This window comes from Nonomuraea harbinensis, assembly GCF_019396385.1.
GTDB lineage: Bacteria > Actinomycetota > Actinomycetes > Streptosporangiales > Streptosporangiaceae > Nonomuraea > Nonomuraea ferruginea.
Window position 1 is genome coordinate 1 of sequence record NZ_JAHKRN010000048.1, and the last position, 23,297, is coordinate 23,297.

Below are 23,297 nucleotides of genomic sequence, written 5' to 3' on the forward strand. Positions count from 1 at the left end.
CCGCAGCGTGGACCGCCCGGCCTACGACACGCTGATGACCAGCCAGCTGGAAGAGGCCGTGGCGCAGAAGGGCCAGGGTGATCTGGCCGATCTGCTGATGGGCGGCGACACCTGGCGCATCGGCTGAGTCCGCCTGGGATGTAGGGCGAGCCCCACGGTCCACGCGGAGTCAGCCGGGCCGCTGCCCCGGCTTGTCGACGACAGCCGCCGCGATGAGGGCGTCCCAGTCATGGATCTCGCCCTTCTTCATGGTCCCGAAAGGCCTGTCCTCGTGGTCCTCGACCACGAGGGTGCGGTAGCCCAGATACTCGCAGGTCTTCGGATCGATGAAGATCTCGTCGCGCAGGTAGCCGTCCAGGACGTGGTACAGGGTGACGCCTCGGCGCTTGAGCAGGTCGGAGGCCTCGGCTTCGTAGCGGACGCCCGGGATCTTCGCCAGCGCGCCGTACATGGCGGCGCGGAGCCTGGGCGGCAGCGCGGTCTCCCTCATGCCCATCGCGATCAGCTGGAACGCCCACCGGTCGCGGTCCTGGGAGGTGAACGCGGGCAGTGACTCCTCGGCCAGCCGCTTCGCCTCCTCGGGGGTCTTGCCCCTGTTCTCCGCACGTTCCCGGGCCGAGCGCAGGAAGGAGGCGCGATTCCTGGCGTTCTCGGTGTCGACGGTCTGGTAGACGCGGGCCAGCAGGGGGCCGGCGTCGGCCGGCAGGGAGAGCAGATAGGGGTAGGTCACCTCGAACTGCGACCCCCTGGAGACCTTGAGCCTGCCCTTCTCGACGGTGGCGAACGCCTTGTCGTCGAGCCGCCGCCACTGCTCGTGGGTGCTCGTCACCTCCGGCCTGCCGATCAGCCGGCGCCCGCCGTCCAGCCGTGTCCGGGCCCGCAGGCTCTTCACGTAGCCCCACTGCTCGGGGCCGGCACTCCATCCGGGCTCGCCGGAGGCCAGCACCGCCGCGTTGTCGGCCAGATCCTGGGCGTTCGCCACCGGTCGCAGCCGGAGCTCGGTGACGGCGGGGGAGTGCCGCGCCCCGGCGACCTCGCCGCCCTTCTCCTGGGTGACGCCAGGAACCATGGTCGTGGCCACGGCGAGCAGCGCGGCCGCCCCGGCCAGGCCCAGCCCCCACACCGGCCGGAGGCGGCGGGCCCGCGGACGCCTTCGCGCGTGATCCGCCAGGCGGGACCGGGCCGCGCCGATGGTCTCCGCGGAGGTCTCCGGCAGCGCGTCGTGATAGCGGCGCAGTTCCTGCAGCTCGTCCATGATTCAGACCTCCTTCGCCACGTGACCCAGTGCCTCGCGCAGCTTGGCCCTGGCCCGGTTCACCCGGGAGCTGACGGTGCCGATCGGGATGTCCAGGGCCGAGGCGGTCTCCGCGTAGCTGAGGCCGGCGCAGGCCACGAGCATCAGCGCGTCGCGGTCGCCCCGGGACAGGCCCTGCAGGCCGCGCGCCAGCCGAGGGCTGAGCTGCTCGGCGGTCACCCGGTCGGTGACGCGGTCGGCGTGGCCTTCCACGTCGTCGCGGGCGGCCGAGCGGCTGAGTGCGCGGTAGAGGCGGAGCTCGCCGCGGCGATGGCGGCCGATGAGGTTGGTGGCGATGCCGTACAGCCAGGCCCTGGCCTCCGGGCGGGTCAGGTCGTAGCGGTCGCGCTGGTCGAACGCGGCCAGGAACGTCTCCGCTGCCACGTCGTCGGCGGCGCCGGACCCGAGCCGGGCGGCGGCGTAGCGGTGGATCGCGGTGAAGTACCGGTCGAAGATCACCGAGAACCACTCCGGCTCGTGCCGGGAGTTCGCGATGACCGACGCGTCGTCCGGCTCCGCGGCCAGCCGTGTGGCGGGGTACGAAGGGTCATGCATCCGGCGCCTTTCTCGAGAAGAGGGTCGGCGCTGATTGCCCGATGCGGGCGTTCTTGTTCGCGGTGCCCTCCGGACGGTGACGACGATCGGCGTCCCGTCGCGCCCCCGGCCACGGCAGGTCACTGTATCCGCGGGGCGGGCGGAGTACCGGCCGCCCCGGCCGTCCGGGTGCCGAAGATCACACTTCCGGGGCACCCTCCGCGATACTGGGAAGCCGGACGATCGCGGAGGTCAGGTTGGTTCAGGAGGAGATCCGCCGGAACAACGTCGGCACCCTGCTCCGACACGTGCACCTGGGCGGTTCGGTCTCCCGTACGGCGCTGAGCGAGCGGATGCGGCTCAACCGCAGCACCATCATGGCGCTGATAGCGGAGCTCACCAGGGCCGGCCTGGTGCGCGAGGAGCTTCCCCAGGGCACCGGGCGGGCGGGGCGGCCGTCGCTCGTGGTCCGGCCCGAGTCGGGCCGGGCGTACGTGCTGGCCTTCGACGTGGCGGTGGACAGGCTGGTCGCCGCCAGGGTCGCGCTGGGCGGGATCGTGCTCGACCGCAGGGAGGCGGTCCGCCCGCGCGCCGGGGCGGACCTCGACCGCGTGGTCGAGGTGCTCGCCGAGTTCGGTCGCCGGCTGCACGGGGAGGCTCCTCCCGACGCGCTGTGCGTCGGGGCCGGCGCGTCCTACTGCGGGATGATCCGGCCCGGCGACGGCATGGTGCGCTTCGGGCCCGACCTGGGCTGGGTCGACCAGGCGTTCGGCGCCGAGCTCGGGCGCCGCCTCGGGCTCGGCCTGCCGGTGTCGGTGGGGAACGAGGCGCACCTCGGCGCGCTCGCCGAACAGCAGCGCGGAGCCGGCGCGAACTTGCAGAACCTGATCTACCTCCACGGTGACGTCGGCGTGGGCGGCGGCATCATCGTCGGCGGCAAGCTGCTCGACGGCGACAGCGGATACGGCTGCGAGCTGGGGCACATGGTGGTCAACCCGTACGACGGGCGCCCGTGCGGCTGCGGCTCGCACGGCTGCCTGGAGGCGGAGGTCGGCGAGCGGGCCCTGCTCGACGCCGCCGGGCGACCGGCCGAGCTGTTCGGCCGCGACGCCGTGCGGGCGGTGGCGGACGATGCCGACCGCGGCGATCCGGCGGCCCAGGAGGCGCTGCACCGGATCGGCGACTGGCTCGGCATCGGGGTGGCGAACCTGTGCAACCTCTTCAACCCCGGCATGGTCATCTTCGGCGGCACGTTGCGCGAGATCTATCCGGGCATGGCGGCTCAGGTGCGCGCCCGCATCGCCGCCAACGCGCTGCCCGTCGCCCGGGAGAGGGTACGGCTGCGCACGTCGGCCCTGGGCTACGACGCCACGCTGGCCGGCGCCGCCGAACTCGGCTTCTCCGGCCTGCTGGCCGACCCGCTGGGCGTGCTCGCCCGTACCGCGCCGTGTTCAGCCCGCCGGTGAGGTGCTGGCCCGCACCATGAGCCGGGTGGGCAGGACCTCCACCGCGCCCGGCGCGACGGCGCCGGTGAGGAGGTCGGCGAGCATCCGCGCCGCCCGGCGGCCCATCTCGCGCGGCGCGATGTCGATCGCGGTGATGGGGGTGGCCAGGCCGCGCAGGGAGGGGCTGTCGACGTACGAGGCCACCCGCAGGTCACCGGGCACGTGGCGGCCCTGCTGGAAGGCGGCCTGCACGGCGCTGTTCGCGCCGCCGTCGGGGACGGAGACGATCGCTTCGACGCCGCCGGGCGCCCGCAGGGCCTCGGCCACGGCGCGGCTGACGTCCTGCGGCTCGCAGACCAGCGGCACGTCGTAGACCAGCGGCGTCCGGCCGGTCTCGGCGCACCACCCCTGGTAGGCGGTGCGGATGTCCAGGCCGAACGCGGTCTCCTCGCCGGGGCAGAGCATCGCGATCTGGCCGCCGTGACGGGACAGGTGGCCGAGCAGCGTGCGGGTCGCCGCGGCGTGGTCGGACTCGACCCGGCCCGCGTGCCGGGCGCCCGGCGTCAGGTCGCGCTCGCAGGTGACGATCGGCACGCGCAGGCCGGTCAGCGTCTCCAGCATCGGGTCGCCGAGCACGGGGTCGGAGACCACCACGCCGTCGAGGTGGAGGGACGGCGCGCGCCCCGGATCCTTCGTCGCCGGGATGAGCGTGAGCGCCAGATCGTGGGCCAGGGCCTCCTCGGCGGCGCCGATGGCGAGGTGCATGTAGTACTCGAGACCGATCGTGCGGCCGGGGAAGTAGAGGCCGATGGCCCCGGTGCGGCCCCTGCGCAGGTTGCGGGCGCTCCGGTTGGCGACGTAGCCCAGGTCGCGGGCGACCGCGGCCACCCGCTCGCGCGTCGCGGCGGGCAGCCGGCCCCGGCCGCTCAGGGCGTCGGACACGGTCGTCGTCGACACCCCCGCCGCGCGGGCCACGTCCTGCAGGGTGATCGGTCGAGGCGCGTTCATCAAGGGCAACCGTACTCCCGCGCGACGGCGGTCGCGGCCGTGGTTCCCGCGCCTGTGCAGGAACGTTTCTCCGGACCATTGCAGGAACGTTCCTGTACGTGTTCTAATCATGCCCACCTCGGCGGATTCCCTACAGGTCATGGAGGCGGTCGTCGTGCATCTCACTCCTGCGGAACGCGACCGGCTGCTGCTGTTCACCGCGGCGGAGCTGGCACGGGCGCGGCGGGCCAGGGGCCTGCGGCTGAACGTGCCCGAGGCCACCGCGCTGATCGCGGACACGGTCTGCGAGGCGGCGCGTGACGGCCGGCGGCTCAGCGAGGCGATCGCCGCCGGGCGCTCCGTGCTGACCCACGAGGACGTGCTGCCCGGCGTCACCAACGTGGTCACCGAGGTGAAGGTCGAGGCGGTCTTCGACGACGGGACCCGGCTGGCCGTGGTCACCGCCCCGTTCGGCCCTGCGGTTCCCGACCCGGCCGGGCCGGGCGCCCTGCTGCCCGGGGCGGACCGTCCCGAGCCGTACGGCGACGAGGTTGTGACGGTCCTGGTCACCAACACGGCGGCGGTGCCGATCAGCGTCACCTCGCACTTCCACTTCTTCGAGGTGAACCCGCGGCTGCGGTTCGACCGGGCCGCCGCCTACGGGCGCCACCTGGCCGTGCCGGCGGGCACGGCGACGCGGTTCGACCCCGGCCAGACCACCGGGGTGCGGCTGGCGCCGATCGGCGGCGCGCGCGTGGTGGTCGGCTTCGCCGGCCTCGTGGACGGGCCGCTGGACGCCCCGGGCGCCCGGGAGGCGGCGCTGGAACGCGCTCGGGCCTGCGGCTACCTGGGATCGGAGTGACCGTGAACGGCGGCGACTACGCGGCGGTGTACGGGCCGACCACCGGGGACAGGGTGGTGCTCGGCGACACCGGGCTGGTGGTGGAGGTCGAGGCGGACGCGCAGCGGCGCGGGGACGAGTTCCTGGCCGGCTTCGGCAAGACCGCCCGCGACGGCCTGCACCTGAAGGCCACCTCGACCCACGACACGTGCGACCTCATCGTGTCCAACGTGCTGATCCTCGACCCGCTGCTCGGGGTGCGCAAGGCCTCCATCGGTATCCGGGAGGGCCGCATCTCCGCGATCGGGCGGGCGGGGAACCCCGACACCCTCGACGGCGTCGAGGTGGTGGCCGGCACCGGCACCACGATCATCAGCGGCGAAGGCCTGATCGCCACCGCGGGAGTGATCGACACGCACGTGCACCTGCTGTCGCCGCGGGTGATGGAGGCCTCGCTCGCCTCCGGGGTGACCACCATCCTCGGCCAGGAGTTCGGCCCGGTGTGGGGCGTCGGGGTGAACTCGCCGTGGGCGCTGCGCACCGCCTTCGCCGCGTTCGACGCCTGGCCGGTCAACGTCGGGTTCCTCGCCCGCGGCTCCTCGTCGCGGCCCGAGCCGCTGGTCGAGGCGCTGGCCGAGGGCGGCGCCTGCGGGTTCAAGGTGCACGAGGACATGGGCGCGCACGCCCGCGCGCTGGACACCGCGCTCCGGGTGGCCGAGGAGCACGACGTGCAGGTCGCGCTGCACACCGACGGGCTGAACGAGAGCCTGTCTGTACGCGACACGCTGGCGGTGCTGGACGGGCGCACCATCCACGCCTTCCACATCGAGGGCTGCGGCGGCGGTCACGTGCCCGACGTGCTCAGCCTGGCCGGGCAGCCGCACGTCATCGGCTCCTCCACCAACCCGACGCTGCCGTTCGGCCGGGACGCCGTCGCCGAGCACTACGACATGATCGTCTCCTGCCACGGGCTCTCTCCGGACCTGCCCTGCGACGAGGCGATGGCCCGCGACCGGATCCGCGAGCAGACCATGGGGGCCGAGGACGTGCTGCACGACCTCGGCGTCATACCCATCACCTCCTCCGACGCCCAGGGCATGGGCCGGGCCGGCGAGACGGTCCGGCGGACCTTCGCCCTGGCCGCGAAGATGAAGGCCGAGCGGGGGGCCGAGCACGACCGCCACGACAACGCCCGGGTCCTGCGCTACCTGGCCAAGCTCACCGTCAACCCGGCGCTCGCGCACGGGCTCGGCCACGAGATCGGCTCGCTGCGGCCCGGCCTGCTCGCCGACCTCGTGCTCTGGGAGCCGGCCAGGTTCGCCGCCACCCCGCGACTGGTGCTCAAGGCCGGGTTCCCCGCCTGGGGCGTGACCGGCGACCCGAACGCGGCGGTGGACGAGGCGCAGCCGCTCGTCCTCGGCCCGCAGTTCGGCGGGTACGGGGCCGCCCCCGCCGAGCTGGCCGTCGCCTTCGTCAGCCGGGCCGCCGCCGAGGCGGGGTCGGATCTGCTGCCCACCCGCCGCCGCCGCGTCCCCGTACGCGGCACGCGCGGCATCGGCCTGCCCGACATGGTGCGCAACGCCCGCACCGGCCACGTCCACGTCGACCCGCGCACCGGCGCCGTCCGGCTGGACGGCGAGCCCATCAGTTCCGCACCGGCCGAACAGGTGTCCCTGTCCCGCCTGTACTTCCTCTGACCCCGAAGAAGGTGCACCGAGTGACCCCACACGCCGATCTCGTGATCGTCGGAGCCGACGTCTACACCGTCGACGCCGCACGGAGCTGGTCCGACGCGGTGGCCGTGCGCGGGGACCGGATCGTCGCGCTGGGCGAGCCCGCCGTCCGCGAGCTCGTCGGCCCGCGCACCCGGGTGATCGAGGCGCGCGGCGGGATGGTGCTGCCCGGCTTCCAGGACGCGCACGTCCACGCGCCGTTCGCCGGCCGCAACCGGCTGAACGTGGACCTCAACGGGCTGGTGGGCCGGCAGGCCTACCTCGACCGCGTCGCCGCCTACGCGGCGGGGGAGCCGGACCGGCCCTGGATCGTCGGCGGCGGCTGGGCGATGGAGTACTTCCCCGGCGGCACCCCGCGCAAGGAGGACCTCGACGCGATCGTGCCGGACCGCCCGGTGTTCCTGTTCAACCGGGACGTGCACGGCGCGTGGGTGAACTCCGCCGCGCTCGCGCTGGCCGGGATCACCGCAGCCACCCCCGACCCGCCCGACGGCCGGATCGAACGCGACCCGCGCACCGGCGAGCCCACCGGCACCCTGCACGAGGGCGCGGCCTACTCCTTCAACGACCGGTACGTCCCGCTGCCCTCCCGCGAGGAGTGGGAGGACGCCATCCTCGACGCGCAGGCGCACCTGCACTCCCTCGGCATCACCGGCTGGCAGGACGCCTGGGTCACCCCGGCCACCCTGGACGCCTACCGCTCCCTGGACTCCGCCGGCCGGCTCACCGCGCGCGTCGTGGGCGCGCTGTGGTGGGACCGGCATCGCGGGCTGGACCAGATCCCGGAGTTCCTCGGCCAGAGGGAGTCGGGCACCGCCCGGTTCCGCCCCACCACCGTGAAGATCATGACCGACGGGGTGATGGAGAACTACACGGGCGCGCTGCTGGAGCCCTACTGCGACGGCTGCGGCGGGCACACCGCCAACCACGGCCTGACCTACGTCGAACCCGACCTGCTGGCCGCCGCGGTCACCGAGCTCGACCGGCTCGGCTTCCAGACGCACCTGCACGCGATCGGCGACCGCGCCGTGCGCAACGCGCTCGACGCCGTGCAGGCCGCCAGGACCGCCAACGGCCCCGGCGACCGCCGGCACCACATCGCGCACCTGCAGCTCGTGCACCCCGACGACGTCCCCCGCTTCCGCGCCCTCGGCGTCACGGCCAACTGCCAGGCGTACTGGGCGCAGATGGAGCCGCAGATGGAGGAGCTGACGCTGCCGTTCCTCGGCCGCGACCGCGCCGACCTGCAGTATCCCTTCGGCGACCTGCTGCGCTCCGGCGTGACCCTGGCGATGGGCAGCGACTGGTCGGTGACCACCGCCAACCCGCTGGAGGAGATCGAGGTCGCCGTCACCCGCGTCGACCCGGAGAACCGGGACAACGCGCCGTTCCTGCCCGAACAGGCGCTGCCGTTGCCCGTCGCGCTGGCCGCGTTCACCGCCGGCTCCGCGTACGTCAACCACGACGCCGACGCCGGCACCATCGCCGTCGGCAACCGCGCCGACCTCGCCGTCCTCGACCGCAACCTGTTCGCCCGCGCCGCCGGCCCGGCCGCCGACGCCCGCGTCGACTACACCATCACCGAGGGGTCCGTCGTCTACGAACGCCCCTGAGGAGGAACCCTTGTCCAGCCAACCCCCCACCCCACACCTGCGGCGGGTGCTCGGTCTGCCCTCGCTTGTCCTGTTCGGCCTGGCGTACATGGTGCCGCTCACGGTGTTCACCACGTACGGGATCGTCACCGAGATGACCGAGGGGCACCTGCCCGGCGCGTACGTCGTCACCCTCGTCGCGATGCTGTTCACCGCCTACAGCTACGGGCGGATGGTCCGGGCGCATCCGTATGCCGGCTCGGCCTACACCTACACCCAGAAGTCGTTCGGCCCGCACCTGGGCTTCATGGCGGGCTGGGCCCTGCTGCTGGACTACGTGTTCCTGCCGATGATCAACTACCTGGTGATCGGCATCTACCTGAACGCGGCCTTCGAGGCGATCCCGGCCTGGGTCTGGGTCGTCGGCGCGATCGCCCTGGTCACCGGGCTGAACGTGCTGGGCATCCGGATGGTCAGCCGGATGAACGTCGTGCTCATCGGGATCCAGGTCGTGTTCGTCGTGGTGTTCCTGGCCGGAGCCCTGCGCGCCATCGCCGGTGAACCGATGCCGTCGATCACCGAGCCGTTCTTCGGCGACGGCACCGACCTGTCCATGATCCTCGGCGGCGCCGCGATCCTGTGCCTGTCCTTCCTGGGCTTCGACGCGGTCTCCACGCTGTCGGAGGAGACGCACGACCCCCGGCGGCGGGTGCCCCGGGCGATCATGCTGACGACCCTGGCCGGCGGCGTCTTCTTCATCGTCATCTCCTACGTCGGCCACCTGGCCTTCCCTGACTGGCAGTCGTTCACCGACCCGGACTCGGCGGCCCTGGACGTCATGCGGCACGTCGGCGGGACGCTGCTGGCCGCCTTCTTCACCGCCTCCTACATCTCCGGCGCGTTCGCCTCGGCGATGACCTCGCAGGCGAGCGTCTCGCGCATCCTGTACGCGATGGGCCGCGACGGCGTGCTGCCGCGGCGGTTCTTCGGCTATGTGCACCCCAGGTTCCGCAACCCCGTGCTCGCCACGCTCGCGGTCGGCGCGCTGTCGCTGGTGGCGCTGGTCATCGACCTGGAGCTGGCGTCCGCCATGGTCAGCTTCGGCGCGCTCGTGGCCTTCTCCTTCGTCAACCTCTCGGTGATCAAGCACTACGTCGTGAACGAGGGCAGGCGGACTCCGGCGGACCTGGTCAAGTACGGCGTGGCGCCCGCCGTCGGCGTGCTGCTCTGCCTCTGGCTGTGGACCAGCCTGTCCGGCCTCACGTTCGTCGTCGGGCTGTCCTGGGTCGGCGCCGGATTCGTCTACCTGCTCGGCCTGACCCGGATGTTCACCCGCCGCCCGCCGGAGCTGCGCCTCGGCGAGGTCGAACGGGACGACGTCACCGTGCCGACCCCGTAGGTCACCCCCGCCGACGCGTTTCCACCGGGGAAAACATCCTTTACGTACGAATGTACATATAATGTGTACACTCGTCCTTATGGCGCATGATTCGGACGGCCGCTCGATGCGTGAGCGGATGCTCGCCGGCGACCTGTACATCGCCGACGACCCGGAGCTGGCCGAGCACATGCGGCGGGCCGCGGACCTGATGGACGCGTACAACGCCACGTCGGCCCGCGACCCGCAGGTGCGGCGGCGGCTGCTCGCCCAGCTGCTCGGCGAGGTCGGCGAGGGCACGGAGATCCGGCCGCCGCTGCGGGTCGACTACGGCAGCCACATCCGCGTCGGCGCCCGGTCGTTCGCCAACTTCGGCCTCGTCGCCCTGGACGTCGCGCCGATCACCATCGGCGACGACGTGCAGATCGGGACGAACGTGCAGCTGATGACCCCGACCCACCCGGTGGACCCGGACCTCCGCCGGGCGAAGTGGGAGTCCGCCGCGCCGATCACCATCGGCGACAACGTCTGGCTGGGCAGCGGCGTGATCGTCCTGGCCGGGGTCACGATCGGGGAGAACACGGTCGTCGGCGCCGGCACGGTGGTCACCCGCGACCTCCCGCCCAACGTGGTCGCGGCCGGCAACCCGGCCCGGGTGATCCGCACCATCGAGCACACCGGCCCGGCCGCGGGACCGAGCGCAGGGACGGACGCTGGTCCGGTCGCTGGTCCGGGCTCCGGACCGGGCGCGGGGTGAGTCGTGTGTCCGCCGGGGACGGCGGGGCCGTGCCCCGGCGCGCCCGCCGCCACGACCCCGGCCGGCGGGACCGGCTGATCGACGCCGCGCTCACCGTCATCGCCGAGCGCGGCCTCGCCGGGACGACCCACCGGGAGATCGCCAGGGTGGCGGACGTGCCGCTGGGCTCGACGACCTACCACTTCACCTCTCTTGAGGAACTGCTCGCCGAGGCGTTCAACCGGTACGCCGCCACGGTGGCCCGGGTGTTCGACGAGCGGATGGCGGCCGCCCGTGACCGGGACGCGGCGGTCGAGGCCGTCATCACGCTGGTCTCGGACGACCTGCTCGGCTCCCAGCGCGACCTCGTGCTCACGGTGGAGCTGTACGTGGCCGCGGCCCGCAACCCGGTCCTGAGAGCCGTCACCCAGGAATGGATGGCCCGCAGCCGCCAGGCGCTGGAACGCCACTTCGACGCCGACACCGCCCGGGGCCTCGACGCGCTCATCGAGGGCCTCACGCTGCACAACGCGCTGTCGACCGAGCCGATGACGCCCGCGCAGATCCGCGACGCCATCCGGCGCTACCTGCGCTGACCCCCACCCCCTCTACCCCGATCGGAAAGCCGATGTCCGTCACCGCGCCCGCCCGCCGGGCCCGCGTCGCCGTCGCGGCGCTGTTCCTCACCAACGGCGCCGTGTTCTTCAACATCGTCCCCCGCTACCCGCAGATCAAGGCCGACCTCGGAGTGACCAACGCCGTCTTCGGCACCGCGCTGGCGGGATACCCGCTGGGCGCGCTGCTGGCCGGGCTGCTCGCCGGCGCCGCCATCCGCCGCTTCCGCTCCGCGCGGGTGGCGGCGTTCGGGATCGTCCTGACGACGATCGCGACGCTGGTCCTGCCCTTCGTGCCGAACTGGGTCGCGTTCGGCGGCGTGCTGTTCGTCGTGGGCGCTCTCGACGCGATCGTCGACGTCGCCCAGAACGCCCACGGCCTGCGCGTCCAGCGGCTCTACCGGCGCTCCATCGTCAACTCGCTGCACGGCCTGTGGAGCGTCGGCGCGGTGCTGGGCGGCCTGATGGGCGCGGCCGCCGCCGGTCTCCGGCTGCCCCTGGCGATCCATCTGGCCATCTCCGCCGCGCTGTTCAGCGTCGCCGCCGTGGTCGCCTACCGCTTCCTGCTGTCCGGCCCGGAGGACGCCGAGCGCGCCGCCGAGGCCCAGGACCCGGCCGCCGCAGACGGCCATCCAGCCGCCCCGGCCGCCGCAGACGGCCATCCGGCCGCCCCGCCCGTCCGCGGCGGGCGGCGCTCGTTCGCCGGCCCCGCCGTGCGGATGCTGGCCGCGCTCGGCGTGCTGGCCGCCTGCGGCGCGCTCGTCGAGGACGCCGGCGCGTCCTGGGGCGCCCTCTACCTCAGCGGCCTGCACGCCGACGCCGCCACCGCCGGCCTGGCCGTGGTGGCCTTCCAGGCCGCCATGACCGTCGGCCGCCTCACCGGCGACCGCGTGGTGGACCGCTTCGGCCGGCGCGCCGTCGCGCGGGCGGGAGGGGTGCTGGCCGCCGCCGGCATGGGCGGCGCGCTCGCCGTGCCGTCGATCGCGACCGCGCTGATCGGCTTCGCCCTGGCGGGGCTCGGCTTCGCGACGCTCGTCCCCGCCGCCATGCACACCGCCGACGAGCTGCCGGGGCTGCCCCCCGGCACCGGCCTGACCGTCGTCAGCTGGCTGCTGCGCGGGGGACTCCTGCTGTCCCCGCTCCTCGTCGGGCTCGTCGCCGACCTCGTCAGCCTCCGCGCCGGGCTGCTCTCCGTCGTGCTGGCGGGCCTCGTCACGGTCGTCTTCGCCCGTGCCCTGGTCGACCGGGAACACGTCCGGTCGCGCTGACCTACCTCGGCGGCATGTCCTTGACGTACACGATGCCGTCGCTCTGAGCCAGGTGGGCCGGATCGAGGGGGAAGTAGCCGAACCAGGAGGACTCGCGGGGCACCGGCGGCGCATCGGCGAGGACGGCGGCCAGCCGGCGGGCGTCGACGACGCAGCGGTCCTCCGGGAGCGCGTACAGGAGCCCTTCGACGGTGTCCGGGGGCGGGGTGTCCACCCCCTGGTGCCGGATCGTGCCGAGAGCCCCGGCCACGAAGGCGTACTCCTCGCCCAGGTGGGCGCTCACCAGCGCGCCGGCGCCCCACCAGTCCAGCGGCAGGTCGCCCATCCGCATCGCGGCCTCGTGCCGCTGCAGGTGGAGGTTGTGGGCGTGGACCAGCACCGGACCCCGCCGTGCGGCCGCGAGGAGGTTGTCGGCCATGATCGAATCCCGTACGCCCAGCAGCCGCGCCATGCGGCCCGGCGAGTCGTCGGCCATCCAGAAGTGGTAGCGCATCAGGCCGGTGGCGGCCCGCGCGTACTGGCGCGCGCGTTCCCAGGCGTCCCGTGAGGTCGCCGCGATCAGGTGCGGCGTCCGCTCGTCGAGCAGCGCCGCCAGGTCGTCGGCGAGCAGCCGCAGCTCGCGGGCCTCGGCCGACCGTCCCACGGACCGGGACGGATCCATCATCGCGGCCTGGTCGGTCCACCGCTCGTCGGCGCCCAGCAGGCGGTCGAGCGTCTCCGCGGTGCAGGGGAGCAGGCTCTCGTGCACCAGGGCCGCGAGGTAGCCGTGGAGCGCGGTGAGCGACTCCCGGGGGCTCGCCGGGCCGGTGATCTCCATGGGGCCGTCGACACCGGCGAAGCGCAGCCGCTCCGGCGCGGGCCGCCCCTCGTTGCAGGCGCGCATCCAGCGCACGAGCTCGCGGTTGCCCGCGAACGCGCCCCAGCCGTGGCTGATGCCGTGCTCCATGACCTCGTCGAGGGTGCCCTCGCCCGTGGTGACGTAGTCGTCCACGACCAGGCCCATCACGCAGTCGCTCTCGATGGCGATCGTCGTGTAGCCCTCCTGCTCGACGAGCTGCCGGAAGAGCTCGTTGCGGACGTCGAGCAGGAGCTCCTCGCCGTGGGTCGGCTCGCCCAGCGCGAGCACCCGCGGCCGAGCCGGGAGCAGCCGCATGACGGCGGCGGCCTCGACGGCATGGGCGGTGTCCTTGATGCCACTAGTCATGCCCTCAACGGTATCGTTGGACATATGGTTGAGACTTTGCTCGCCTCCATGCCTGGTTGAGGAGCACAACCCTCAAAAAGGGGTCAGCTGTCCGACCTAGCGGCCACGGGCGCGGCGGCACGGACGCGCGACGGTCGCGAGCGGTGAAACTTTCAGCGCGCCGTGCCGGGCGACCGGAGCCGCGCGGGGCGATCTTCCGTGGGGATCACGGGCAGGTGGCGGGCGGCGGCGGGCACCGCGGGCGGCGGCGGGCGCCGTTCCCGCGGTACGGCGGGGCTGCGCGCGGTTCCTTGACCAGCCGGGTGTTCGCGCTAACACTGGGCGCACAACCAGGATGACCAGCACCGCGGACGTCGGCCCTCGGTGGTGTAGTTCTCGATCGACCTTCCTTTCTCGACAGCCCCGCCATCTGTTAGCGCTAACATCGAGAGGCGCTCCATGAACAGACCCGCCCCCTCACGACCGAGACCCCGCCGCGCCGTCGCGGCAGCCGTCGTGGCGCTGCTGGCCATGTGCCAGACCCTCGTGGCCGCCGGGCAGGCGGCCGCCGCGACGATCGACACCAGCGCCTGGTACGTGCTGGTCAACCGGCACAGCGGCAAGGTCATGGACGTCTACGAGCGCGCCACGGCCGACGGCGCGCCCATCGTCCAGTGGGCCCGCAACGACGGCGCCTGGCAGCAGTGGCAGTTCGTCGACTCCGGAGGCGGCCACTACCGCCTGCGCTCCCGCCACAGCGACAAGGTCCTCGACGTCCGCGACAACTCCACCGCCGACGGCGCGAACATCGTCCAGTGGAGCGACCGCAACGGCGCCAACCAGCAGTTCCGCGTCGCCGACACCGACAACGGCTTCGTCAAGCTGATCAACCGCAACAGCGGCAAGGCCCTGGAGGTCTGGGAGTGGTCGACCGCCGACGGCGGACGGCTGTCGCAGTACGCCGACCTGAACGGCGCCAACCAGCAGTGGCAGCTCGTCAAGCTGGGCGACTCGTCCACGCCGCCGCCCTCCTACCCCGACCCCGGCACCGTCACCGGCTCCGTCAACGTGCACGATCCCGAGGTGGCCAAGACTCCCGCCGGCGGCTACCTGCTGGCCCACACCGGCGAGGGCATCCAGCTGAAGACCTCGGCCGACCGGACGGCCTGGCGCAACGCCGGGTCCGCCTTCCCCGGCGGCGTGCCGTGGGCGCATCCGTACACGAACGGCGGCAACACGCTCTGGGCGCCGGACATCACCTACACCGGCGGCCGCTACGTCATGTACTACTCGGCCTCCACCTTCGGCTCCAACCGCTCGGCGATCTTCCTCGCCACCAGCACGAGCGGGGCGTCGGGGTCGTGGACCAACCAGGGCCTGGTCATCGAGTCGCGGACCTCGGACGACTTCAACGCCATCGACCCCAACCTCGTCGTCGACGACCAGGGCCGCTGGTGGCTGAGCTTCGGCTCGTTCTGGTCCGGCATCAAGATGATCCAGCTCGACCCGGCCACCGGCAGGCGGCTCGGCTCGGCCTTCCACTCGATCGCCGGCCGCAACGGCGGCGCGATCGAGGCGCCGACCGTCTACCGGCACGGCGCCTACTACTACCTGCTGGTCTCCTTCGACGCGTGCTGCCGGGGCGCCGCCAGCACCTACCGCGTCATGGCCGGCCGCTCCACCTCGGTGACCGGCCCGTACGTGGACCGCAACGGGGTGGCGCTGACCGCCGGCGGCGGCACGCAGATCCTGGCCGGCCACGGCGACATCCACGGCCCCGGCCATCAGGCGGTCCTCGCCGACACCGACGGCGACGTCCTCTTCTACCACTGGTACGCGGCGGACAACTCGTCCCGGCTGGGCATCAACAAGATCGGCTATGACGCGGCCGGCTGGCCGTACGTCTACTGACGCGGCAGGGCGGCCGGCACGCGCCGCGCCCGGCCGCCCTCTACCCGCCCCCGGCGTTCCCGTGCACCCCGGTCGCCCGCAGCAGGTGCGGGCGCAGGAGTTCGGCCCGCTGCAGGGGCAGCCCGCCGGCCCGGGCGGCGCCGGTGAGCGCGTCGGCGATCCAGCCGGGCTCCACCTGACCGCCGTCCGGCCGCCTGATCAGCGGCTCGTCGGCGCCCCGTCCGGCGGACTCGGCCTCCAGCAGGCGGCGGATCTGCGGTGAGATCGGGTACGCGACCGGGTCCCGCTCGTCGCGCACGACGAGCACGACGGGCGGGCCGTCGCCGGGCAGCGCGTGCAGGTCGCGGGCCGACAGCGAGGCGAGCGCGTCCGCGGACGTGCCGGTGGCCTCCAGCAGGGCGACGGCGAGCGCCTCGGCGCGCCGGCCGTCACCGGCCAGCCGCGCGATCCCCCGGCGCAGCAGGCGTCGTTCGTCCCGGGTGAGGCGGGACGTGCCGTTCAGGATGCGCTGCGCCCGTACGGCGCCGGTCCGCTCGGCGTGCGCGTAGAAGGAGGCCACGACGGCGCGCCTGCCGGCCACCGTCGCCTGGGCCAGCGGCCTGGCGGTGACGCCGTCGCCGGTGGTGAGGGCGGCGTAGCAGTAGGCGTCGAGATGGGTGGCGGAGGCGGCCAGCGGTTCGAGGCCCTGTTCGGCCGCGTACAGCCAGCGCAGCCATGAGGCCAGGACCCGCAGGCAGGTCCGCCGCCGGGCCGTGGAGGGCCTGCCCGCGAGCCAGGTCATGGCCGCGCGCCAGGTCAGCGGGTCCAGCGCGTCGACCAGGGCCACGTCGGCGTCGCCCCGGCCGCGGTGGGGCGGGCCAAGCCCTCCGAGCTGACCGACGCTGGTCAGGCCGGAATCGTCCAGGCGGCTCATGCGGTGACCATGACCCCCGAAGTGGTGCCGTATGTCGCGGAGGCGGCGACGTGCCGAATATAGCGGACCATGCATGACAGACCGATCACGAATAGATCATTCCACGATCTGCCATGCCGTCAGCAGCGTCCGGCCGAGGACGGGCGTTCAATGACAGATGATCTCGCTGATCCTCAGCTCACCGTGCGCGGGGACCACGCGGGCGCCGCCGGCGTCCCGGACCAGGGTTCCCCAGCCCGTCGGGAGCAGCAGCGGCCATCGGCCGTGCCCGCGCGGCGCCAGGGTGAGGCGCCCGCTGGTGGCGTCATAGGAGGCTCCCGCCAGGGCGTCGAGCACCGACCAGCCGGCCATGGCGCGCACGTAGTGGTCGCCGCACTCGATCTCGTTGTAGGGGTTGCGCCGGCCGCCGTCGTAGCGGCGCCAGAGCCCGGCGAGGATCGCCTGCGCCTCCTCCTCCAGCCCTTCCCACAGGCAGTGCGCCGCGACCTGGTACTCGCTGCCGGTCCACACCTCGTCGCAGTAGCGGGTGGGCACCGCCGGGCGGCCGCCGAGCGGCCAGGTGCACATGAGCAGCCCGGTGTCGTCCTCGTCGGCGAAGACCCGGTAGGGGTGGTCGAAGTCGCGGAAACCGGTGCGCAGGTTGTGCCCGACTATCGCGCGGAGGGCGGAGACGACGTGCTCGCGAGGCAGCAGGTGGCCGAGGCCGAGCTGGTGCGCCCACCACTGCCCGATGAGCTGGTCGGCCAGGCAGCCTTCGAGCCACTGGAACTCGGCCGAGTCGCCCTCCTCCAGGACCTGCACGTAGTACGAGCCGTTGAACAGCGCCTCGTCGTAGCGGGCGCTGCCGCGGTCGAACAGCTCGCGCAGCTCCGCGGCCAGGCCCGGCTCCCCGGCCGGCACCGCCATCTCCTCGGCGGCCCGCAACGCCGCCAGCCAGAGCGTGCCCATGAACGGGTTGAGCCCGCACAGGTCGATGTCGTGGGTGGACGGCTGCACGCCGTGCAGCACCCCGCTGCCCTCGGGGTCCCAGGTCGCCCGGACGTGCCCCAGCAGCCGCTTCACCCCGGGCCACCAGGGCTCCAGCGGGGCGCCGTGCCGTACCTCGCGGTAGGTCTTCAGCACGGCCCCGAGCATGCCGTCGAGCGCGGGCTCGACCGGCCCCCCGATGGGCACGTCCCAGAGCTGGCGCAGGTAGGTCGGCGCGATCACCCGGTGCGGCAGGTAACCCTCCGGCGCCTGCATGACCTCGTACTCGGTGGCGCGCATGCTCCGCTCCAGCGACGGGAAGAGCCTGGCCACCGCCTGCGCGTAGTTCCAGACATGGGTGCAGTTGAGCGGGCAGGAGCCCCCCACGTCGCCCGACCACATCACGGTCGAGGCGCCCAGCACCCCCTCGAAGCCGAAGAACGCCCCGTCGGCCGTCCGGAAGCACGACGGGCTGCGCGGGATCGACGCCTGCGCGGCCAGGTGTTCGGCCGCCTGGGCGGGCAGGCTGCTGTCCGCCAGGACGTCCACCCACCGCAGCGAGGTCTCGCGGAGCGGCGTCCACCGCTCGCGCACATGGGCCGCCACGTCGAGGGCGTCGGCGAAGCGGGTGGCGTAGGCGTTGCCGAGCCAGAACCTGGTCGGCCCCCACCGCGGGTTCGGCGGACCGAACTGTACGAAGTTCGCGTAGCGGTTCGGGAAGTACCACGCCAGGCACAACCGGACGGCACGGGTCTCACCGGGAGCCAGCACCATCGGAGCGACCACGCCGCCGTTCCACGTCAGGCCCGCCGGGCTCGGCCCGAACCCCTGCCGCGGCCCGCTCGCCTGGTAGTCGGCCTGCCAGGACGCGTGCCGCGCCCGTTCCGCGTCACCGTAGACCGCGCGCCCGGCCACGAAGGCGAGGAACTCGTCGGGATGCGTCCACTGCGGGAGCACCGCCGCGTCGGGCGCGTCCACGGTCAGCACCATCTGCCCGGCGCCGGGCGACGCCGGGTCGATCCCCGGGTTCTCCATGACCAGCGAGGTCCAGCCGCCCGCGCGGCGCACGCTGTTGACGTTGCCGCCGTAGCCGAGCCCGCGCACGCCGTCGATCGGCGTGGTCCCGTCGTGCCCGACCGGGTCCTGCGCGGCCGCCGCCAGCCACACCTGCGCCGGCAGCGGCCCCGGATTGGCGATCGTGAAGGTGAACAGCGCGACCGGCAGCGAGCTGTCGTCCACGTCGAGCGGGACCAGCGGGTTGAACGCCTCCAGCCCGACCTCGACGGGCAGCCCGTGGTACTCCAGATGGGCGAAGGGATAGAGGCCGCGGAAGGTCGTCCCGCTCACCCCCCGGCGCGTGCGCAGCAGATCGCGCTGCCAGGCGGGCACGTGGTCGTCGTTCACCAGCGGCGTGGCCGGAGCGTCCGGTGACCGCGCCTGCAGGACGAACAGCTCGTTCGCGGGCGGCTCCCACGTGCTGACGCGCAGCGCGAAGAACGTGTACGGCAGGACGCCGCGATGGTTGCCGCAGTTCTGCAGCTGCCACTGGCGCAGCCCGCCGTCCGCGCCGATCGCGAGGTTGCCGGTGCCGATCCCGCCGAGCGGCATGGCCACGTGCCTGCCCTGCCCGTGCGGGATGGGCCGGGCCGCGCCGTTCACTTGAGCCCCGAGAGGCGCACGCCGCGGATGATGTGCCGCTGGAAGATCAGGAACAGCACGATGACAGGCAGGGCGGCCAGCGTCGAACCGGCCATCAGCAGGCCGTGCTCGCTCGTCCGCTCGGAGCGGAAGGTCGCCAGGTACTGCTGGATCGGGAAGAGCTCAGGATCGGTGATGGTCAGCACCGGCCAGATGTAGGAGTTCCAGAACATCAGGAACGACGTCGCCCCGACCACCACGAACGCGCCCTTCGAGAGCGGGACGAAGATGTGGCGGAAGATCCGCCACGGCCCCGCCCCGTCGAGCTGGGCGGCCTCCTCCAGCACCGCCGGCACCGACAGGAAGAACTGGCGCAGGAAGAAGACCTGCACGCCCGCCGCCGCGCCGGGGATCACCAGCACCGCCAGGCTGTCGAGCATGCCCAGCTCGGTCACCACGATGAAGGAGGTCAGCATGATCGCGATCCCGGGGATGAACATCGTGGTGAGCACGATGACCCAGATCGTCCGTTTGAAGGCGAACTCCAGCCGGGCGAAGGCATAGGCGCCCAGCGCGTTGACCACCAGGCTGAGCGCCGCGAACAGGGCGGCGCCGGCGAACGTCACGCCCAGCGAGCGCAGGAACGCCTCGTCGGCCAGGAGCCGCGCGTAGTTGTCCCAGCGCCACATCTCGGGGAAGAACTGGAACGGGGTCGCCACGACCTCGGTCTTGGCCTTGAACCCCGCCATCGCCAGCCACGCCAGCGGGAACAACGCGGCGACGACGAAGACCGCGGCCAGGCCGTACCGCAGGATCGCGCCGGGTGCGCCTCTCATGCGTCCATCGCCTTCTCTGATCTGACCAGCCGGAAGATGATCGCCGACACCGTGCCGAGCACGGCGAACAGCAGCAGCGCGGCGGCGATCGAGTAACCGACGTACAGGTCGGTGGTGAAATGCTGAAGGATGAACAGGTTCGGCAGGTTGGTGGAGTTCACCGGGCCGCCCTGGGTCATCAGCAACGGCAGGATGAGGAACTGCAGCGACGCCGCGAAGCCGGTGATCAGCAGGAACAGGATGACGTTCTTCATGAGCGGCAGCGTGATCCTGAACATCTTCGTCCACGGGCCGGCGCCGTCGAGCGAGGCGCACTCGTAGTAGGTCTCCGGGATGTCGAGCAGCCCGGCCAGCATGATCAGGGAGGCCACGCCCATGCCGATCCAGATCGCCGGGACCGCGATGGCCGGCAGCGCGGTGACGGTGTCGCCGAGCCAGGGGATCGCCTCGATGCCGAAGAAGTCGAGGAACCAGTTGAGCAGCCCGCCGCGGTGGGTGTAGATGAGCGCGAAGACGATGGCCGCGATCACCTCGGAGATCACCGCGGGCACGTAGATCGTCACCTTCATGACGGTCGCCATCCGCCGGCTGACCGACTTGACCAGGTTGGCGAAGACGAACGCGATCGTGACCTGCGCGGGCACCACGATGGCGGAGAAGAGCAGGCCGCGCGTCACCGAGTTGACGAACTCCACGTCGGTGAGCACGTTGAGGTAGTTGCGCAGCCCGACGAAGACGGCCGGGTCGTAGAAGCTCCAGGTGAAGAAGCTGATGTAGACCGCGTGCAGCAGCGGCCAGACGACGAAGACGCCGAGCAGGGCCAGCAGCGGGGCCAGCATGACGAAGGCGACCCGGTTCTCCCGCCTCGGCCGGGGGCGGGCGCCGGCGCGCGGCCGGGCGCGCGTGGCCCGCAGTGACGTGACAGCCACCGGCACTCCTTTCTCCGCCGCCGGTCCGGCGCGGACCGGCGACGGGCTGTGCGGGATCAGGATCCCTGTCCGGCCAGGTCGTTCTTGGCGATCAGCTCTTTGATCTCCGCGTCGGCCGCTCGCAGGGCCTCGTCGATGTCCTTGCCCTGCAGCGCCTTCTCGACGGCCTTGCCGAAGGCCAGGCTGACGGCCCAGTCATAGGCCGGCTCCGCCTTGGCGTACCGGACGACCCGCTCCTCGATCGTCTTGGCCCACGGGTTCTCGGCCGCCGCCGGGTCCTTGGCGATCGCCTCGGCGACGGCGGCGCGCGGCGAGTACTTGGAGAACTTGGTGTTCTTGAAGAACTCGACCAGCAGCGTGGTGTCCTCGGCCAGCAGCCAGGAGACGAAGCCGGCGGAGGCGCGGGCGTCGCGGGACTTGGCGTCGACGACCAGCGTCCAGCCGCCGAGCGTCGCGGTCGGCTTGGTGGCGTCGCCGTCGAAGGAGGGCAGGGCCGCCGCGCCGATCTGGCCGACCAGCTTCGGATAGTCCTGCAGCAGCACGCTGGCCGCCCACGAGCCGCACACCATCATCGCGGTCTTGCCCTGGCCCAGCGGGTTGGCGTCGGCGTACGGCGCGAGCGGCTGCTTGGGCATGATCCCCTGCTGGTAGAGCGTCTGGTAGACCTGCAGCAGCTGCTTGTAGGCGGGGTCGGCGGCGCGCGGCGCGGACCAGTCGTCGCTGATCGGCAGGTGCCCGGCGGCGTTCCACTGCAGGCCCCACGTCGACCAGGCCAGGTCGATCTGGTTGGCGGCGGTGACGACGCCCGCGACGTCCTTGGTGGTCAGCTTCCTGCCGTAGTCGATGAGCTCCTGCCAGGTGGCCGGCGGCCGCTCGGGGTCGAGCCCGGCCTGGGCGAACAGGTCCTTGCGGTAGAAGAGCACGGCCGACGGCTCCACCAGCATCGGGTACCCGTACTTCTTGCCGTCGTGCTCCACCGAGGCGAGCACCGGCTCCTGCAGCCCGGCCCACTTGTCGGCCGGGATGAGCGGGTCGAGCGCCTGGATCACGCCGGTGCGGGCGAAGCCGGGCACCTTGCTGTAGTTGACCGTGTAGACGTCGGGCGCCTTGCCCGCGGCCTGGGCGGACCTCATCTTCTGGTCCCAGGTGTCCGCCGGGACGATCACGTGCTTGAGCACGACCTTGTCCTGGGACCTGTTGAAGGCCGCGACGGCCTTCTTGTACCAGGCGTCCTCCTGGTCGGTGAACTTCTGCTGCCAGAGCGTGATCTCTGACTTGCCGGGCGCCGACGGGCCGGCGCCCGATCCGCAGCCGGCGGCCAGCACGGTCGCGCCGGCCACGGCCGCGACCAGCCGGATGAGTGGTGTGCGCACGTCGTCTCCTTTCGCGTCACAGGATGGGCAGCCGGGCGCTGACGGGCGGGAGCGTGAACGGCCGGTGCGGGAGCTCTTGGTACCAGTACGCGACCGAGGACAGGTCGTCCTGGCGGCGGTTGGCGTGACCGTGCTCGATGGTCACCTTGATGGAGGTGGTGAAGGGCACCGGGTCCTCGACGTGGAAGCGGTACATCGAGATCTGCCCCGACCAGTTCTCCCCGCCGGGCAGCGTCAGGCCGTGGTACGGGGCGTGGTAGGACTGGCTCGGGCACCAGGCGGTGTTGAAGTAGTCCTCGGTCCCGGTGCCGTGCAGGCTGGGCGGGAAGGCCTCGCCGTCGATGAAGATCATGTCGTCGCCCTCGCCGTACCAGTTCCAGTCGGAGGTGCGGCGCAGGTTGGTGACGTTCAGGACGCAGCCCACGTAGTGGCCGCGGCCCTCGGCCTCCAGGATGAGGTAGTTGCCCGCCCCGTCCTGATTGGTGCCGCCGAACAGGTACTCGGCGTTCGTCATGGACCCCTGGTCGACGCCGTCGGCGGGGTTCTCCCGCCGCCACTGTGCGTGGAAGCGGCCCAGTCCGTCACCCAGCTCGTCGAACTCGTCGTAGTCGATGTAGTAGTAGAACCAGAGCACCTCCTCCTCGCACTCGCTGGTCAGCTCGAACCTCGCCCGGCTGCCGAACGGCATGTGGAACCAGCAGTTGAAGGCCTTGCCGTCCTGCGGGCTCATCTGCAGCGGCGCCGAGACGAAGTTCGCGGTGCGGGCGTGGCCCATGCCGAAGAAGTCGCCCAGCGGCACGAGCACGCTGGGGTGCTCGTTGTCGTCCCAGAAGACGCGCAGCACGAGCTTGCGGAGGAAGTCGCGGTCGTGCGTCTCCGGCGTGCCGGGGTCGCGCGGCGCCACGGTCATCCAGATGTGGTTGACCGAGCCGGCGCCGCGGATGTCGGCGAGGGTCACGGTCTCGCCCGGCGCCACCGTGACGCGGTCGTCGTTGCCACCCGAACGGTCCCAGCTCGACACCCTCCTGCGGCGGTGCGAGCGCAGCCGCGGCAGGTCGCGCAGGCTGCTGCCGTAATGGCCATACGTCACGGTTCCTCCTGGATATGAGAAATCGATTGCCGCTTC

19 protein-coding genes are annotated in these 23,297 nt (G+C 72.5%); 9 read left to right on the forward strand and 10 right to left on the reverse strand.

The window, feature by feature from the left end:
• Positions 1-169 precede the first annotated feature (169 nt).
• Positions 170-1,255 carry a hypothetical protein gene (locus KME79_RS34985; RefSeq protein ID WP_219549499.1) on the reverse strand — a complete coding sequence of 362 codons (1,086 nt, stop codon included), beginning with the start codon at positions 1,253-1,255 and terminating at the stop codon, positions 170-172.
• A 3-nt stretch (positions 1,256-1,258) separates the two neighbouring features.
• Positions 1,259-1,849: an RNA polymerase sigma factor gene (locus KME79_RS34990; RefSeq protein ID WP_219549501.1), complete on the reverse strand. Its 591-nt coding sequence runs from the start codon at positions 1,847-1,849 to the stop codon at positions 1,259-1,261.
• Between the two features lie 236 nt (positions 1,850-2,085).
• Between KME79_RS34990 and KME79_RS34995 the strand changes: the two genes are divergently transcribed.
• The gene (locus KME79_RS34995) at positions 2,086-3,294 is read left to right on the forward strand and encodes an ROK family transcriptional regulator (protein WP_246640940.1); all 1,209 of its coding nucleotides are present in this window, start codon (positions 2,086-2,088) and stop codon (positions 3,292-3,294) included.
• On the opposite strand, the gene KME79_RS35000 is transcribed toward KME79_RS34995, so the two are convergent.
• Positions 3,280-4,281: a LacI family DNA-binding transcriptional regulator gene (locus tag KME79_RS35000; protein ID WP_219549502.1), complete on the reverse strand. Its 1,002-nt coding sequence runs from the start codon at positions 4,279-4,281 to the stop codon at positions 3,280-3,282. The genes KME79_RS34995 and KME79_RS35000 overlap by 15 nt on opposite strands.
• Positions 4,282-4,420: 139 nt before the next feature.
• Between KME79_RS35000 and ureA the strand changes: the two genes are divergently transcribed.
• From ureA to KME79_RS35035, 7 genes are all read left to right on the forward strand, one after another.
• Positions 4,421-5,122: an urease subunit gamma gene (ureA, locus tag KME79_RS35005; protein ID WP_246640941.1), complete on the forward strand. Its 702-nt coding sequence runs from the start codon at positions 4,421-4,423 to the stop codon at positions 5,120-5,122.
• Entirely contained in the window at positions 5,119-6,798 is a 1,680-nt protein-coding gene (locus KME79_RS35010; RefSeq protein WP_308249173.1) for an urease subunit alpha, read from the forward strand. Before ureA ends, KME79_RS35010 begins: the two co-directional genes overlap by 4 nt.
• A 20-nt stretch (positions 6,799-6,818) precedes the next feature.
• Positions 6,819-8,447: an amidohydrolase gene (locus KME79_RS35015; protein ID WP_219549504.1), complete on the forward strand. Its 1,629-nt coding sequence runs from the start codon at positions 6,819-6,821 to the stop codon at positions 8,445-8,447.
• 10 nt (positions 8,448-8,457) lie between these two features.
• The gene (locus KME79_RS35020) at positions 8,458-9,825 is read left to right on the forward strand and encodes an APC family permease (protein WP_219549506.1); all 1,368 of its coding nucleotides are present in this window, start codon (positions 8,458-8,460) and stop codon (positions 9,823-9,825) included.
• 79 nt (positions 9,826-9,904) lie between these two features.
• Positions 9,905-10,561, forward strand: a complete 657-nt coding sequence (locus KME79_RS35025; RefSeq protein ID WP_246640942.1) for a sugar O-acetyltransferase — start codon at positions 9,905-9,907, stop codon at positions 10,559-10,561.
• A gap of 5 nt (positions 10,562-10,566) precedes the next feature.
• Positions 10,567-11,136, forward strand: a complete 570-nt coding sequence (locus KME79_RS35030; RefSeq protein ID WP_219549508.1) for a TetR/AcrR family transcriptional regulator — start codon at positions 10,567-10,569, stop codon at positions 11,134-11,136.
• Positions 11,137-11,168: 32 nt separating this feature from the next.
• Positions 11,169-12,422, forward strand: a complete 1,254-nt coding sequence (locus KME79_RS35035; protein WP_219549510.1) for an MFS transporter — start codon at positions 11,169-11,171, stop codon at positions 12,420-12,422.
• Between the two features lies 1 nt (position 12,423).
• On the opposite strand, the gene KME79_RS35040 is transcribed toward KME79_RS35035, so the two are convergent.
• On the reverse strand, positions 12,424-13,626 hold the full coding sequence (locus KME79_RS35040; protein ID WP_219549512.1) for an erythromycin esterase family protein: 1,203 nt from the start codon (positions 13,624-13,626) through the stop codon (positions 12,424-12,426).
• Positions 13,627-14,064: 438 nt separating this feature from the next.
• On the opposite strand from KME79_RS35040, the gene KME79_RS35045 reads away from it, so the two are divergent.
• Positions 14,065-15,516 carry a family 43 glycosylhydrolase gene (locus KME79_RS35045; protein WP_308249174.1) on the forward strand — a complete coding sequence of 484 codons (1,452 nt, stop codon included), beginning with the start codon at positions 14,065-14,067 and terminating at the stop codon, positions 15,514-15,516.
• A gap of 40 nt (positions 15,517-15,556) precedes the next feature.
• Here KME79_RS35045 and KME79_RS35050 read toward each other — a convergent pair whose 3' ends face one another.
• From KME79_RS35050 to KME79_RS35075, 6 genes are all read right to left on the reverse strand, one after another.
• Positions 15,557-16,429: a site-specific integrase gene (locus KME79_RS35050; protein ID WP_219549514.1), complete on the reverse strand. Its 873-nt coding sequence runs from the start codon at positions 16,427-16,429 to the stop codon at positions 15,557-15,559.
• A gap of 147 nt (positions 16,430-16,576) precedes the next feature.
• Positions 16,577-19,054, reverse strand: a complete 2,478-nt coding sequence (locus KME79_RS35055; RefSeq protein ID WP_219549516.1) for a GH116 family glycosyl-hydrolase — start codon at positions 19,052-19,054, stop codon at positions 16,577-16,579.
• Positions 19,051-19,869 (reverse strand): carbohydrate ABC transporter permease, encoded by an 819-nt coding sequence (locus tag KME79_RS35060; RefSeq protein WP_219549518.1) that lies wholly within the window; start codon positions 19,867-19,869, stop codon positions 19,051-19,053. Before KME79_RS35060 ends, KME79_RS35055 begins: the two co-directional genes overlap by 4 nt.
• The gene (locus KME79_RS45665) at positions 19,866-20,798 is read right to left on the reverse strand and encodes a carbohydrate ABC transporter permease (RefSeq protein ID WP_219549520.1); all 933 of its coding nucleotides are present in this window, start codon (positions 20,796-20,798) and stop codon (positions 19,866-19,868) included. The genes KME79_RS35060 and KME79_RS45665 overlap by 4 nt, the downstream gene beginning before the upstream one ends.
• Positions 20,799-20,854: 56 nt before the next feature.
• Positions 20,855-22,171: an ABC transporter substrate-binding protein gene (locus tag KME79_RS35070; RefSeq protein WP_219549522.1), complete on the reverse strand. Its 1,317-nt coding sequence runs from the start codon at positions 22,169-22,171 to the stop codon at positions 20,855-20,857.
• A 16-nt stretch (positions 22,172-22,187) separates the two neighbouring features.
• The gene (locus KME79_RS35075; protein WP_219549524.1) at positions 22,188-23,261 is read right to left on the reverse strand and encodes a glycoside hydrolase family 172 protein; all 1,074 of its coding nucleotides are present in this window, start codon (positions 23,259-23,261) and stop codon (positions 22,188-22,190) included.
• Between the last annotated feature and the right edge of the window lie 36 nt (positions 23,262-23,297).

What these genes read in the sequence shown, in the direction of transcription:
- KME79_RS35040 (WP_219549512.1), bottom strand. Translation starts at nt 13,626, where the DNA reads ATGACTAGTGGCATCAAGGACACCGCCCATGCCGTCGAGGCCGCCGCC.
- KME79_RS34985 (WP_219549499.1), bottom strand. Translation starts at nt 1,255, where the DNA reads ATGGACGAGCTGCAGGAACTGCGCCGCTATCACGACGCGCTGCCGGAG.
- KME79_RS35000 (WP_219549502.1), bottom strand. Translation starts at nt 4,281, where the DNA reads ATGAACGCGCCTCGACCGATCACCCTGCAGGACGTGGCCCGCGCGGCG.
- KME79_RS35025 (WP_246640942.1), top strand. Translation starts at nt 9,905, where the DNA reads ATGGCGCATGATTCGGACGGCCGCTCGATGCGTGAGCGGATGCTCGCC.
- KME79_RS34990 (WP_219549501.1), bottom strand. Translation starts at nt 1,849, where the DNA reads ATGCATGACCCTTCGTACCCCGCCACACGGCTGGCCGCGGAGCCGGAC.
- KME79_RS35060 (WP_219549518.1), bottom strand. Translation starts at nt 19,869, where the DNA reads ATGAGAGGCGCACCCGGCGCGATCCTGCGGTACGGCCTGGCCGCGGTC.
- KME79_RS35045 (WP_308249174.1), top strand. Translation starts at nt 14,065, where the DNA reads ATGAACAGACCCGCCCCCTCACGACCGAGACCCCGCCGCGCCGTCGCG.
- ureA (WP_246640941.1), top strand. Translation starts at nt 4,421, where the DNA reads ATGGAGGCGGTCGTCGTGCATCTCACTCCTGCGGAACGCGACCGGCTG.
- KME79_RS35035 (WP_219549510.1), top strand. Translation starts at nt 11,169, where the DNA reads ATGTCCGTCACCGCGCCCGCCCGCCGGGCCCGCGTCGCCGTCGCGGCG.
- KME79_RS35050 (WP_219549514.1), bottom strand. Translation starts at nt 16,429, where the DNA reads ATGAGCCGCCTGGACGATTCCGGCCTGACCAGCGTCGGTCAGCTCGGA.